This window comes from Acetobacter pasteurianus subsp. pasteurianus LMG 1262 = NBRC 106471 (assembly GCF_000285275.1).
Taxonomy (GTDB): domain Bacteria; phylum Pseudomonadota; class Alphaproteobacteria; order Acetobacterales; family Acetobacteraceae; genus Acetobacter; species Acetobacter pasteurianus.
Genome location: NZ_CADO01000001.1, coordinates 88,799 through 102,611, shown reverse-complemented (window position 1 = coordinate 102,611; position 13,813 = coordinate 88,799). Strand labels below are relative to the sequence as shown.

Genomic DNA, 13,813 nt, shown 5'->3' with positions numbered 1-13,813 from the left:
AACTACAACCCTCACGTGCCACACTCAGAGCTTAACTGACGACACGCCGTAGAACGTGAAAATAAAAAAGGCAGCCCCTAATCAGGCTGCCTTTTTTGTCATCAAGCAGTCGTTTTTTTATCCATCAAAAGCGTGGTAACGGCCTGTTTGAAGGGCGTAAACCTGTCTGCCAGACGGATGCAGGCTTGCCGAATGGGCTTAAATGGCAGTGCATCATGCGTGTAAAGCGAGGCTATGCCGTTTGTGCCTGCAAATAACAAAGCAGTTGCCCGTCTGTGTTGCCGTTCATACTGCCGCAAGGCCTGTGCGTTTCCGGCATCAGCCTGAGTGTTAAAGGCTTTGCCAATGCACTGCGCCAGTGTTTCTTGCCCCTTCAACCCTAGGTTGAAACCATGTGCCGTAATGGGATGCATCCCCACAGCAGCATCGCCAACCAAAGCTAAACGCCGGCCTGTGAAGCGATGTGCATACACCCCTTTAAGTGGATAAGCATGCCGTGTGCTTACCAGGCGCATTTGCCCCAGTCTGGCTCCAACCCGTCGGGTAATTTCTGCATTGAATTCATCACGTGGTGTTGCGAGCAGACGCTGGATTTCGTCTGCTGGGAGTGTGAGAACCAAAGAGGAGGCCATACCGTTTACAGGCAGCAAAGCGATTGTCTGCCCTTCATCAAACCATTGCAGGGCGATGTTGTGATGCGGTGATTCATGCGCCATGCGGCACACCAGCATGGATTTGTGGAAATCATGCACAATGGCGCCAATACCTGCACGTCTGCGTGTAGGAGAAAAGCGGCCATCAGCTCCCACAACAAGACGCGCCTTGATCTGTCCGCCCGAATGATGGACGGCGGCATAATCTTGGCCTTGTCTTACCGTTTCTACGCTGGTGTGTGGCTGTAGGTGAATGCGCTCTTTTTCACTTGCTGCGGCAAACAGGGCGCGCCGAATGTGGTTATTGGAAACCAGCCAGCCCAGAGCTTCTTCTCCGCGCCCATTTGTATCAAATGTAAGCGGGTGACGAAAACTTCCTGTTTCAACATGGGCTTCGCGCAAAGGGCAGATAACGCTTTGCGGGATATGGTCCCATGCTTCGCATTCTTTAAGGATACGCTTGGAATAATGCGTAAGGGCTATTTCCCGCCCATCAAAGGAAGGTTCTTCCCATGCTGGCAGTGGAGAACGTTCCAGCACGGTTACAGAAAGACCAGCTTTTTCTAAGGAAAGAGCTGTTGCTAATCCAACGGGGCCACCACCAATAACAACAGCATCTGTTATATGTGTCATGGTGTTTTTCCATCAGCTGCAAAACTTACAGGCTGGCCCTGCCAGGTTGCCGTGAACTGAGCTGGATCTGGGCGTTTGGGTGTAGGAAGCGGCGCGTCTGGCATGCCGATAAATAAAAACCCTGCCAATTTATGCGGTGCAGGAAAACCGAGTTCTTCAGCAAGAACCTGATCGTTCACAACATCACCAGAAACCCAAACAGCACCAAACCCTAATGCGTGCAGTGCATTCAGGATATTCATGGCACCTGCGGCTACAGTCATTTCCTGTTCCCATAACGGGATTTTATGTTCTGGCCGCAAGTGCATGCCCAGAACGAGTGTCATGGGGATTGTGGAAAATCTATTAAAGCGCTTTTCTTTTTTAAATTCAGGCACTTCAGGGTCAAGCCGAACCATACTGGCAACAATACGTTCGGCCAGTAGGCGGCGTGCATCATCTTTTACAATAACATAACGCCATGGACGCAGTTTTCCATGATCTGGAGCCCGCATGGCAGCCGCCAGAACCTCTGCCATTTGCGCCTCAGATGGTGCCGGAGCCTTAAGGTGATCCGTAGATGCACGGGATAAAAGCATGTCCATGGGTGTCATAAGGATATGTCCGTCTGGATAAGAAACAAAAGATCAGGCCGGGAAGGCTGGCAATGCTTTTCCGCCCAGAAGATGGATATGGAAATGGGGAACTTCTTGCCCACTATGGAGGCCCGCATTCGTAATCAACCTGTAGCCGTTTTCTTCCAGTCCAAGGTCAAGCGCAATCTGGCCCGCAGCGCGCATAACGCCTGCAATTTCCTCTGCCGGTGCAGTCTGGCTGAAATCCATAAAAGAAACATAAGGATTTTTGGGAATGATCAGAACATGAACAGGGGCTTTGGGCGCAATATCATAAAATGCCAGAACCCATTCGTTTTCAAAAATAGCCTTGCAGGGAATTTCTCCGCGAAGGATTTTTGCAAAAACGTTTTGCGGGTCATATGGCCCTCTACCTGTTACAGCCATTTCTGATTATTCCTTTACAGATTTTGTGGTTTTGGAACGGGCCGCTTTTTCTGCAATGCCACTTGTACCTTCACGGCGCTGCAGTTCCGCCCAAACCTGATCTGGAGTAATGCCAGCGTCTACCCACAAAACAATAAGGTGGTAGAGCACATCAGCACTTTCACCAATCATAAGGTCTTTTCGGCCAGCTACGGCTTCAATCAGACATTCTACAGCTTCTTCCCCAAACTTCTGGGCAATCTTGTAAGTGCCGCGGGAAAGCAGGCGTGCTGAATGGCTTACGGATGGGTCTGTGCCCTTGCGGCTCTGCACAACATCGTAAAGGCGGTTTAGAACGGAAATATCTGCTTCTGAAATTTCAGGAAGCGTTAGAGCCTCTTTGTTTTTTTTAGATTTTGTATCTGTTTTTGCTTCTGTTTTAGAAGGTGCTTTTTTTGTCATGATACGGATTAACCTGCAAAAGGAGCGGGGGAAGGGCGAACCGGCAAGCCTGCTTCTGACAATGCCGCTTTAACCTGAGGAATGGTGAACTGGCCAAAATGGAAAACACTTGCTGCCAGAAGGCCTGTGGCACCAGCTTTGGCACCTTCTACAAAGTGTTCCAACTTGCCTACGCCGCCAGATGCAACAATCGGAAGCCTTACGGCCTGTGTTGCAGCTTTAAGAAGTTCCAGATCAAACCCTGTTCCTGTGCCATCTCGATCCATGGATGTGAGAAGGATTTCTCCGGCACCACGTTCTGCAACCTCCCGGCACCAGTCTATGGCATCTATTCCGGTAGGGGTGCGGCCACCGTGGGTAAACACTTCCCATTTTCCCGGTGCAGTCTGGCGTGCATCTATAGCCACCACAACGCATTGGCTGCCAAATTTGTTGGCGGCTTCATTTACCAGTTCAGGACGGTTAACCGCCGCCGAGTTCATGGCACATTTGTCTGCCCCAGCCAAAAGAAGGCGGCGCATATCGTCCGTTGTACGCACACCACCTCCGACTGTGAGAGGCAGAAAGATTTTTTCCGCTGTTTTGCTTACAACTTCTAAAATCGTATCACGGTTTTCATGACTGGCGGTGATGTCCAGAAAGGTCAGTTCATCAGCCCCGGCAGCATCGTAAACTGCGGCCTGTTCAACCGGGTCTCCCGCATCGCGCAGGGAAACGAAGTTAACGCCTTTGACCACTCTGCCGTTTTTCACATCCAGGCAAGGAATAACGCGTAGTTTGAGCATCAGCTTAAGACCTTCAGGGCTTCAGCCGGGGTTACACGCCCATCATACAATGCGCGGCCTACAATCACGCCTTCAATACCTGGAGCTTCCTGCGTGGCTTCCCGCAGGGCAATCAGATGTTCAATGCTGCCAACGCCACCGCTGGCGATAATGGGAATGGAAACCGTATTGGCCAGAGTAACAGTTTGTTCCACATCCAGTCCTTCCAGCATGCCATCACGGCTGATTTCCGTGAAGATGATGGAGGCTACACCAGCTTCCTGCATACGCAGGGCCAGTTCAGTTGCCTGCATGTCAGAAACTTCGGCCCAGCCTTCGGTTGCTACGCGGCCAGATCGGGCATCAATGCCCGCAACAATGCGGCCGGGAAAGGCGCGGCAAGCTTCACGCACAAGCGCAGGATTTTTTACGGCAACAGATCCCAAAATAACGCGGCTGATTCCGGCTTCCAGCCATGCTTCAATGGCTTTCATGTCACGCAGGCCGCCGCCAAGTTGCACGGGAATATCTGTTGATTCCACAATGGAGCGTACCGCATCTGCATTTTCAGATTGTCCGGCAAAGGCACCGTTCAAATCCACTACGTGCAGCCATTTAAAGCCGGCAGCCTCCCACGCCAGCGCCTGTGCACCGGGGTTATCTGAATACACGGTGGCATCATCCATTTCCCCGCGGCGTAAACGTACGCAGGCGCCATCCTTAAGGTCGATGGCGGGGTAAAGGGTCAGAGGATGCGTGGAGGAAGATGCTGTCATGTTTTCAGGCCGCGTTTGCTGAAAGGAAGTAGGAAGGAAAGGCTGGTCTGTATCCAATGATTTGGTGAAGTACAGACCGCGCAGGTAAGTGTCGCCCAAACGGGTATAAAGTGGGTGTGTGCCCCAATGCAGAAAACCAGCCTTACGGAAAAGGGCAATGGCCCCTTCCTGCGTTTCAGGCACTTCGATATTCATAATCCGAAAGCCCATGCTGCGGGCGGCATTTTCCACCTCATGCAATAAGGCCGTGCCTAAGCCCTGACGCTGCGCATATGGTGCAATAAACAAGTGCGCCAGAGTAACGCACATGGCTTGCAGCTCATTATTACGGGCACTGCGTACAAGCTGTGCACATCCTACAATCACGCCGTTATGCCGGATAACAAACAGCATGCGTTCAGGCACAAGCAACAGGCCCTTGAAGTAGCGCTCCAGCACCTGCCGCCCTTGTGGCTGAAGCCAGCCAAAGCCACCACCATCCAGAATGGAAGCGTCTACGGCTTCACATAAGGCCTGAAGGTCATCTTCTTCTAGGTTAAGAATGCGTTGAACGCGTTTATTCCGGGTCATTATACGGGCGCTTTCGGATCCCACCTTAGAAAATTGGCGAGAATCTTGAGGCCAACTGTCTGGCTTTTTTCAACATGAAACTGTGTGCCAGCAACATTCCCTTTACACACTATGGCAGGCACGCTGCCACCGTAATCCGTAGTGGCAAGTAGAACATCGGTAGCGGTATTCTGCAGGGCGTAGGAATGCACAAAGTAACCGTGTGGAGCAGCGCCCAAGCCTTGGGTGAGGGGATGCTGGGTATGCAGTTCCAACTCGTTCCAGCCCATTTGAGGAAGGCGAAGACCCGTGGCTTCCATGAGGGTGATTTCCCCCGGAATCCACCCAAAGCCTTCTGTTACCCCATGTTCTCGCCCGCGTTCAGCCATAAGCTGCATACCTACGCAAATGCCCAAAAAGGGTGTGCCTTTGGCTGTAGCGTTCAGGATGGAATCTTTTAGGCCGGGAATGGCTTCCAACCCACGGGCACAATCTGCAAATGCGCCTTGCCCGGGCAGGATAATACGGTCTGCCTGCAAAACAGCCGTGGGCTCATTGGTAATAACAACATCGGCTGCAATGCCCGAAAGCTCAGCAGCCCGCAGGGCAGCACGGGCAGCGGACGCCAGATTGCCGCCTTCATAATCAACAACGGCGATGGAAAGAGGCTGGGTCATGGAACCCTCTTGTTGCTGGTGACCCTGTCTGAATCCTGTTAGCCATATCAGGCGCAGCCCAGACAGGTTTGCGTTCTTCTCGGTTGTGCCCAGCGCTGCAGAACAGATGTGTCGGGCAGGGCTGGGTTAATAACCCGTATAAAAAATTATAGCACGCCTTTGGTGGAAGGAATGCTGCCTTGCGCCCGTGGGTCTGGTTCCACAGCCATGCGCAACGCCCGCGCAAGTGCCTTGAACGCGGCTTCGGCAATATGGTGGCAATTTTTGCCCGCTTTTTCTCTCAGGTGCAGCGTCAGCATGGCGGACATGGCAAAAGCCCGGAAAAATTCTTCCACCAGTTCGGTGTCCAGATCCCCTATGCGATCACGGGTAAACGTGGCTTCAAATGTCAGAAACGGCCGACCGGAAAGATCAACCACGGCTTCGCACAAAGCTTCATCTAGCGGTACAAGGGCATGGCCAAAACGGCGCACGCCACGTTTGTCCCCCAAGGCCTGCTTGAGGGCCATGCCAAGGGCAATACCTGTATCTTCAACACTGTGATGACCATCAATATAGAGGTCACCCTTCACGGTTACTTTCAGATCAAACAGGGCATGCTTGGCTAATGCCGTAAGCATATGATCGAAAAAACCGAGTCCGGTTTGAATATCGGCCTGCCCGGATCCATCCAGATCAAGGGTAATGGCGATATCGGTTTCGCTTGTAACGCGATGGATGGTGGCTTGGCGCGATGCTTTCATAATGTTGGCCAGTATAGCCCAAGATGGGGCGTAACGCCATCTGGGCAGCGGTAAGCAGAAACCCTTCTTTATGGCTCAGGCTTCGGGCACATTCTGCTTTAGATCATCCAGCCAGAGGCGAGCATTGCCATCGGAGGGTGCGCGCCAGTCTCCGCGGGGAGAAAGGCTACCGCCGGACATGACCTTAGGGCCATTTGGCATGGCCGAGCGTTTGAACTGGCTGGTTGCAAAAAAGCGCCGCACAAATATTTCCAGCCAGTGGCGAATGGTAGGTAGATCGTAGCTTTTTTGCTCGGATGCAGGAAAACCCGGAGGCCATTGGCCAGTTGAGGCATCCTGCCAAGCCTGTTCTGCCAGAAAGGCCACGCGTGATGGGCTGAAACCGTAGCGCAGGATATAAAACAGCGCGAAATCATGCAGAGCGTAAGGGCCTATAATGCTTTCCGTGTTTTGGGGGCCGTTTTCACCAACAGGTATGAGTTCGGGGGAAATTTCTGTGGCCAGAACGTCTGTCAGCACCTTGCCAACAGCAGGGGCAAAATGGCCCGAAGCAATGCACCAGCGGATAAGGTGCTGGATAAGTGTTTTAGGTAAACCTGCATTTACATTGTAATGCGCCATTTGGTCGCCCACACCATAGGTGCACCATCCCAGCGCCAGTTCAGAGAGATCTCCTGTGCCAATAACAATGCCATGATGCTGGTTGGCGAGCCTGAACAGGAAATCCGTGCGCAAACCTGCCTGAACATTTTCAAATGTAACGTCATGCACGGGCAGCCCCTCTGCATAAGGGTGCAGCATGGTGCGCAACATTAGTTCTGCAGCAGGGCGGATATCCAACGTTTCGTGCGTGATGTTCAGTTGGGCCATCAGTGCATTGGCGCTGGCAAGGGTTTTGTCCGTGGTGCCAAAGCCGGGCATTGTATAACCGCGCACAGCACTGCGCGGCCAACCTAACTCATCCGCTGCACGTACAGCCACCAACAGGGCGTGCGTAGAATCCAGCCCACCGGAAATACCGATAACCATGGTTTTAACGCCGCTTGTTTTAAGGCGCTGCTTGAGAGCGGATACCTGAATGGTAAAGGCCTCAAAGCAATCCTGCGCCAGACGTTCTGGAGCGGCGGGCACAAAAGGAAAGCGGGAGAGGGGGCGTTTGAGTCCAAGATTTGCAGAGGGAGGCGCTAAGATAAAGCGAATGTGCCGCCATGCATCTGTATCTGCTTGATGTGCTGCATCAGCAAAGCTGCCCATGCGCAGGCGCTCTTGCCGCAAAAGTGTTAGATCCACATCGGCAATTACAGTGGTTGCGCCGGAGGGAAAGCGTTCGCTGGCGGCAAGTAAGGTGCCATTTTCAAAAATGGCGGTTTGGCCATCCCATGCCAGATCCGTGGTGGATTCGCCTTCCCCTGCTGCGACATAAAGGTATGCGGCAATATTACGGGCAGAAAGCGATTGGCACAGCATGTTCCGGGTTTCTGCTTTGCCAACCGTAATGTCGCTCGCTGAAAGGTTGGCAATAATTGTGGCACCAGCCATTGCAGCATGTGCCGAAGGTGGGATAGGCACCCACATATCTTCACAGATTTCTACACTCAGGCAGAACGAGGGCACATCCTCTGCTTCAAACAGGAGATCCACCCCAAATGGCACGGTATGGCCATTGATCTCTATTGTCTGCCCGCGAATATCTGCGCCGGAGCGGAAATGTCGTGCCTCGTAAAATTCTCGGTAATTGGGGATATAGCTTTTAGGCACCACCCCCAGAATTTTGCCGGAATGTATAACAATTGCGCAGTTATAAAGTGCGTTCTTCCATAACAGCGGTGCGCCTACTACCAGCACAGGGCACAACGCGGCAGAAGCCTGAGCCAAGGAAAGAAGCGTTTTTCTGGTTTCTGCCAGAAGGGCTTCCTGTTGCAGCAGGTCTTCAAGCGTATATCCGCAGAGCCCCAGTTCAGGAAATACACACAAAACAGCACCATCTGTGGCGGCTGTTTTGGCGGATTCCAGAATACGTTGTGCGTTTATGGCCGGGTTTGCCAGCGCTACAGGCAAGGTGCAGGCGGCTACGCGGGCAAATCCCTGATGATAAAGGGACCGGAACATGGAAGCAGACACGGTTTTCCTTCCTTGCGGCGCAAAAGCGTTTGAGCATCAGTATCAGCACAGGCTGAAAAGCGCCAACAGCCCTTTCCAACACAAGTAGGACAGGGCTGAAGGAAGAAAATGCAGATTCAGGCATTTTTTTTCATTTTCCCTCTTGCCTATCTGAATGATCATCCGTAAAAGGAGGCCATCCAATGCGGGCGTAGCTCAGGGGTAGAGCACAACCTTGCCAAGGTTGGGGTCGTGGGTTCGAATCCCATCGCCCGCTCCAGATTTTCCCAAGAAAATCAGAGCGGTTTACAGAATTCCAGAAATGGGGTTCTGTTTTTTTGCGCATTTCACAAAGCCAAAAGCTAAGCCACACAAACAGTATGCTTGTTTGCGGGCTCAGCGCTTTATCCGTAAGTTTTAGCTTGTTGCGACCTCACGCTGTTTGGCGCTTTTTTGCACCAGCCTAATCCACGGGTGCCGTGCTTCTACCAATGAGACCACGCGCTGTTTGTGTGCCATTTTTTCGGTCACATTGTTGGTCATGGATGTCTGGTGCACGCGATATTCAGCCAGCACTTCCGGCACGTGGGTGCCTCGCAAACCATATTCTGCCATGGTGCACCAGAGATCGTAATCCTCCCACCCCATTGCATCCCGGCTTACGTAGTAACCACCTGCGGCAGACCACGCCCATTTGGCGACCAGAGCCATGGCATCAATGTAATTTCCAGCTACCAACTGCATGGGCTGGAAAGGTTCCTGCCCTAATGTTGGGTGTTGGGCAGGATCTCCAAATTGCTGAATAATTGGATAGGCATAGGCGGTTAACGCATCCGTAGCATTTAAAAGTGTTTCGCATGCATGGGGCAAAAGTCGATTGTCTGCATCTAAGGGTAGGAAGAATGGAGTTTCAGCATAGGCAACGCCACAGTTTCGCGCTCCGCCTAACCCTGCATTGGTATTGGTTTGAAGCAGAACGAGGCGATTAAAGCGTACTGTCTGTTTTTCCATCCAGCCTTTAATCAGGCTGAGTGATCCATCTGAAGACCCATCATCAACAACAACAAGATCAAGGACTGGAAGGGTTTGTAGCCGAACGGATTCTAGTGCCTCAAGAATAAAACTTTCGTAGTTATAAGATGTAATAATAACGGTAACATTTGCTTCTTGCAGGGCATCATGCAGGAACAATACGTTGCAATCCGGAATATCCGGTAGGTTGCGTGCCAGATAGTTGCTGCGTGCAATCTGTATTTCAGCGGTTTTGGCGGCCTGTTTTTCTCCTTTCAGGCTTTCCATAATAGTGCCCAAAAGAATGGCCTGGCGTTGGGGGCCAAAGTGCCACAAAGCAGCATGATACGCATTTTGCGCCATACGGTGCCGCAAATCCGGATTCTCAATAAGTGTGCGTAACGCGGTTTCCCACTCTTCTGGCGTGGTGGCGAACAACCCGGTAAGACCGTTTTTCACGCATTGGCGGAAAGGGGCTGTTGGGGAAACAATGGACGGCACGCCAGCTAAAGCTGCTTCAAAGAATTTTAATTCACTTTTGGCGTTACAGAATGGATTCTGTGTTTCCAGCGGCGCAATCGAAATATCAAAACGGGCCAGTTCAGAAGGAAGATCAGGCAAAGAGCACATGTCTCGCCATTCTATCTGGTCATATACAGGCTCAAATTCAGGAAACTCGTTCATGAGCAAAACTGGACGATGGTTTCCGGTTTCACGGAACAGCACAAGCCGGAGGTTGGGTTTTTCCAGCAACAGGCGTGCAAGAACGCGGCTTACTTGTGCAAAGTCTTTTTGATGTGTGCGCGAACCCGTTGCGTAGCCAATACGGATAATCTGTTCATCCGGGTTAAGCTGGCGCATGCGATAAGCTTTGCGGCTTAGGGCCAAGCATTCCGTATTGTATATATTAGGTACAGTATAGGTAACGGGCTGATACACCCGCATTGCATCTGCCAAGGTATCTGTTGGTGCAAAACCAATATCTGTGCGCAAAAGGGTGCGCTGCATATCTGTAAAGACGGTTTCAATACGTTCTTCCGTGGCGCCAATGCTGCGTATGCCATCAATGATATCCATACGTGCAAGGCCAGGAATAAACGTAAGATCATCTGTATCAAAAATAACTGGCATGTTTTGTTCTCGTGCCAGCCGCAGCATGATGTCTACATGGCCACTGAATTCCACACGCCATAGAACCATGACATCAGCCCAGTTGATATCATCGGGGCCAACATCTGCGCAGCGCTTCCATTGTGCAGGAAAACCGACAAGGGAGCAGGCAGCTGCATTGCGAATACAGCGGTAATTTACGCCTGGGGAATCTGGTTCACCGGCAACAAACAGAACATTAAACCCAGAACCCTGTGACGGTTGTTCAAGAGCGGGAATTGAATCAGTTTCTGGAACTTCGGGAAAGGCAAGAGGTGCAGTTGAACTATATTCAAGCACAAGAGGTTGCGGAGCCGGAGGGGCTTGCGGCACAGGTTCTATTTGAGGTGGTTGGGGTAAATCAGGCACATATGGAACAACCACCCCTTTTACCAAGGCGCGCGCAATAGAACGAATAATGCCGGAAGGTGTTGAGAGATACGTTTTAAGGGCATTTTGCGCTTCAGTTCGGTCAAGAACCTCCTGAGCGAACCGACTCCACAAGTTATGAATGTGCTGTGTATAGGATAGGTAGGTCTGTTTTAATGACTCTATATATGTATTGAGGGCCCTTATCTGGTTGTTGAGAGCTTCAGTCTGTTGCTGATAACAGAGGTCTCTCTGTTTAACTGCGTCAATAAAGGCAGCTAAACGGTCTGTAATCTCTTGTTTTTCTTGAATAAGCGCCTGTTCGTTTTTCTGAGTTTGTTGAAAGACTTTTTGAAGCGAGTCGATTTTCTGTGCACTTTGGTCGTTCTCATGGTGCGTCAGCATTTGCTGGGAGAAAATGTGACTGCGCGTTTCTACCAGATCCTGTTTGAGTGTATTTATCTGGGTATGTGCAGCATCTAGAAGTGCCTTGTTAAACCAGAAGTCTCCAGCAAAAGCGAAGCGTTCACGCAGCAGGCACTTGGTAGTTTTTTCCGCATCTGAAAGGCGGGAATCCGGTGTGAGCAGGGGAAACAGGCAGGCAATTTCTGTTGTGGCCAGAAGGCCCAATCCTTTTCCTTGCATGAGCGCAAAGGATGGAAAGAGAGCAGAAAGGTGTTCCCAGGCTTCTGCGCGACGCGAATCCTTTATGTCTTCTAATAAAAGGAGAGTGCCTTCAGGAGCAGTATTTAGAAATTGTTGAATAGGTTCGGCTGATTGCCACATTCTGGCAGCTATATAAATAACCTGATTTTTACGAGTAATTGAAGATGGAAGCTCTGATTGGAAAGTAAGCTGGAAAGGTGATGGGTGAATATTGGAGCTAAAATTTAAAGTTTCTTTAACGGAAAGACTGCTCCCAACCAATAATAATCCGCTAAAAAATGCCTCCTTAAGAATCCATGTCAGGAAAGGTATATTTTCACATCCAGATGTACTGTTTTGTATCAGTACAATAGGGGTGAAAAGTGGAGAATCTTCCAATGACGAAAGAGATTCTGAGAGAGAAGAAGGCGCTACAGGCATGAGTCCGGCACGAGTCCAGTTTTTGTGATGAAAAATAACAAACAACGCTAGTGGGCTATGTTTATACAACTCTCAGGAAAATTATAAATATTTGTCACTATAGATTGGGTGTTTTTCATTTCATCAAGGAGAGAAATTTCTTACAGTGCTAACGACTGGCAACGCACTGCAGTGTCAGTCGTTAGCGAGGTAATAACACTATAATCTGCTTGCGTTTCGTGCAGTATTTTGCGAAGCAGGAAAGAATAGCGTTAGATTGCCGTAGGCGGGTTGGAATTTCTGGCTGGCGCGGCAAAATGTAAAGAAAAAGGACGGATACATGCCGATTATCACGGTTGTCGGTGCGTCTGGTAATGTTCAGGTTACCGTAGACGGCGCACAGAATTCGGCCCTGTACAACCAGGCCACTGACCTGTCGAACCAGTTGAACTCAGTCATCAGCACGCTTGATGCACAGAACCTTTCTGCTGGGGATACAACCTTTAGCGATAGCAACAAAGCCGGCTATGGGGTTATTACCTCTGCTGGTTCTTACCGCGTTGCTGGTAATGTTGATTATCTGAGCATTGGTTCCGATGCCAGCAGCCAGCCGGGTACTGCCCTTGATGGTTGGGTGAACGTGAATGCATATGGTGGCACTGCCTCCAGCATGACCGTTCTTGGCGGCACCAATACAGGTATTGCTTTCCGTGCAGGCGATCAGAGCGGCCAGTTCCTGGCTGGATCTGGCGATAATCTGTTCGAAGGCAACAGCCTGTCTTCCGCTGGTAACTGGAACATCATGACCGGTAACGGTGATGATACCGTTAACAGTGGCGCTGGTAACAACACCATCGCTGCCGGCTTGGGCCACAACACCATCGATCTGGGTTCGGGCATGAACTATGTTCATTCCGACGGCCAGGACACCATTACAGCAACCTCTGGTCGTCAGAGTGTTACTCTGTCCGGCAGCAGCTCCACAGTGCAGTTGTCTGACAACTCCCTGGTGGTAGATGCCAATGGTAGCCAGCAGATCACGGTTGGTGGTGCTTCTACCGTTACCGGTGGTTCTCTGGATTACATCAACTTCTCTGGTGCAACAGGCACTGTTGAAGGTGGCCAGAACAGCACGATTTCCGCTGCTCATGGTAACCTGCAGACCGAAAACACCGATTCTGCACTGATCAACGTTTCCGATAATCTCACCTTCATTGGTGGCACGGGTGAAACCACCATTACGGCTGGTCACGCCACGATCTTCGGTTCCAACGGTCTGGATATCCATGTTGGTGCAAGCCAGCAGGGCTCCATCGATGGTTCCGGTGCAAACAACCTGTTCGTTGCAAATGATGGTAACGAAACGCTGGATGGTGCATCTTCTGCATTCGGGTTCCAGGCATTCGGTAACAACGCAGGCACAACAGGTACCCAGACCTTCATCGGTGGCACAGCTTCCGATACGCTGGTTGCCGGTGTAGGCGATGCCACCTTGGAAGGTGGTAGTGGTGCCGCTAACGTGTTCGGTTTCCGTAACAGCGTTGCTGGCGCAGACTATACCATTCAGGATTTTGGCAGCGCTGCTGGCAACTCCGTTCTGTTGGTGGACTACGACTACACTAAAGCTTCTTTCCAGGCAGATGTTCTGGATAAAGCAACACATAACGGTAACAACACCACAATTACTCTGTCTGACCACAGCCAGATTACGTTTGTGAATGTTGATAGCCTGAACGAAAGCCAGTTCTCTGGCCTGAAGTAAGTCTTTAGAACAGATTTACGTTCTTGCTTAAAAGGAAAGCCGGGCCTTATGGTCCGGCTTTTCTTTTTGGAACAGGTTGTATAAAAAGATAATGTGATATTTTTACAGTATTGTGAAAGA

At 50.9% G+C, this 13,813-nt stretch carries 11 protein-coding genes and 1 tRNA gene; 2 read left to right on the top strand and 10 right to left on the bottom strand.

Features of this window, described 5'->3' with window-relative positions; translation table 11 throughout:
- Nucleotides 1–101: 101 nt before the first annotated feature.
- The 9 genes from ubiM to APA10_RS00420 all read right to left on the bottom strand — a co-directional run bounded on the left by ubiM (nt 102) and on the right by APA10_RS00420 (nt 8,346).
- Complete coding sequence (ubiM, locus tag APA10_RS00460; RefSeq protein ID WP_003630323.1) at nt 102–1,286, bottom strand: 5-demethoxyubiquinol-8 5-hydroxylase UbiM; 1,185 nt, start codon at nt 1,284–1,286, stop codon at nt 102–104.
- A complete protein-coding gene (locus tag APA10_RS00455; protein WP_003630322.1) occupies nt 1,283–1,879 on the bottom strand; it encodes a nitroreductase family protein in 597 nt (198 codons plus the stop codon). The genes ubiM and APA10_RS00455 overlap by 4 nt, the downstream gene beginning before the upstream one ends.
- Nucleotides 1,880–1,912: 33 nt before the next feature.
- Nucleotides 1,913–2,287 (bottom strand): histidine triad nucleotide-binding protein, encoded by a 375-nt coding sequence (locus APA10_RS00450; protein WP_003630321.1) that lies wholly within the window; start codon nt 2,285–2,287, stop codon nt 1,913–1,915.
- Between the two features lie 6 nt (nt 2,288–2,293).
- Nucleotides 2,294–2,728: a phosphoribosyl-ATP diphosphatase gene (locus APA10_RS00445; RefSeq protein WP_003630319.1), complete on the bottom strand. Its 435-nt coding sequence runs from the start codon at nt 2,726–2,728 to the stop codon at nt 2,294–2,296.
- 8 nt (nt 2,729–2,736) lie between these two features.
- A complete protein-coding gene (gene hisF / locus APA10_RS00440; RefSeq protein ID WP_003623295.1) occupies nt 2,737–3,513 on the bottom strand; it encodes an imidazole glycerol phosphate synthase subunit HisF in 777 nt (258 codons plus the stop codon).
- Nucleotides 3,513–4,838 (bottom strand): 1-(5-phosphoribosyl)-5-[(5-phosphoribosylamino)methylideneamino]imidazole-4-carboxamide isomerase, encoded by a 1,326-nt coding sequence (gene hisA, locus APA10_RS00435; protein WP_003630316.1) that lies wholly within the window; start codon nt 4,836–4,838, stop codon nt 3,513–3,515. The genes hisF and hisA overlap by 1 nt, the downstream gene beginning before the upstream one ends.
- Complete coding sequence (hisH, locus tag APA10_RS00430; protein WP_003630315.1) at nt 4,838–5,494, bottom strand: imidazole glycerol phosphate synthase subunit HisH; 657 nt, start codon at nt 5,492–5,494, stop codon at nt 4,838–4,840. Before hisH ends, hisA begins: the two co-directional genes overlap by 1 nt.
- Nucleotides 5,495–5,640: 146 nt before the next feature.
- Nucleotides 5,641–6,237 (bottom strand): imidazoleglycerol-phosphate dehydratase HisB, encoded by a 597-nt coding sequence (gene hisB / locus APA10_RS00425; protein ID WP_003623301.1) that lies wholly within the window; start codon nt 6,235–6,237, stop codon nt 5,641–5,643.
- 75 nt (nt 6,238–6,312) lie between these two features.
- On the bottom strand, nt 6,313–8,346 hold the full coding sequence (locus APA10_RS00420; protein ID WP_035366054.1) for an NAD(+) synthase: 2,034 nt from the start codon (nt 8,344–8,346) through the stop codon (nt 6,313–6,315).
- A gap of 196 nt (nt 8,347–8,542) precedes the next feature.
- Here APA10_RS00420 and APA10_RS00415 point away from each other — a divergent pair.
- Nucleotides 8,543–8,617 (top strand) — tRNA-Gly (locus APA10_RS00415).
- A 137-nt stretch (nt 8,618–8,754) separates the two neighbouring features.
- Here the strand turns inward: APA10_RS00415 and APA10_RS00410 are convergent.
- A complete protein-coding gene (locus tag APA10_RS00410) occupies nt 8,755–11,952 on the bottom strand; it encodes a glycosyltransferase (RefSeq protein ID WP_003630310.1) in 3,198 nt (1,065 codons plus the stop codon).
- A 319-nt stretch (nt 11,953–12,271) separates the two neighbouring features.
- Here APA10_RS00410 and APA10_RS00405 point away from each other — a divergent pair, with 319 nt between their 5' ends.
- Nucleotides 12,272–13,693, top strand: a complete 1,422-nt coding sequence (locus APA10_RS00405) for a beta strand repeat-containing protein (RefSeq protein WP_035366052.1) — start codon at nt 12,272–12,274, stop codon at nt 13,691–13,693.
- The last annotated feature ends 120 nt before the right edge of the window (nt 13,694–13,813 follow it).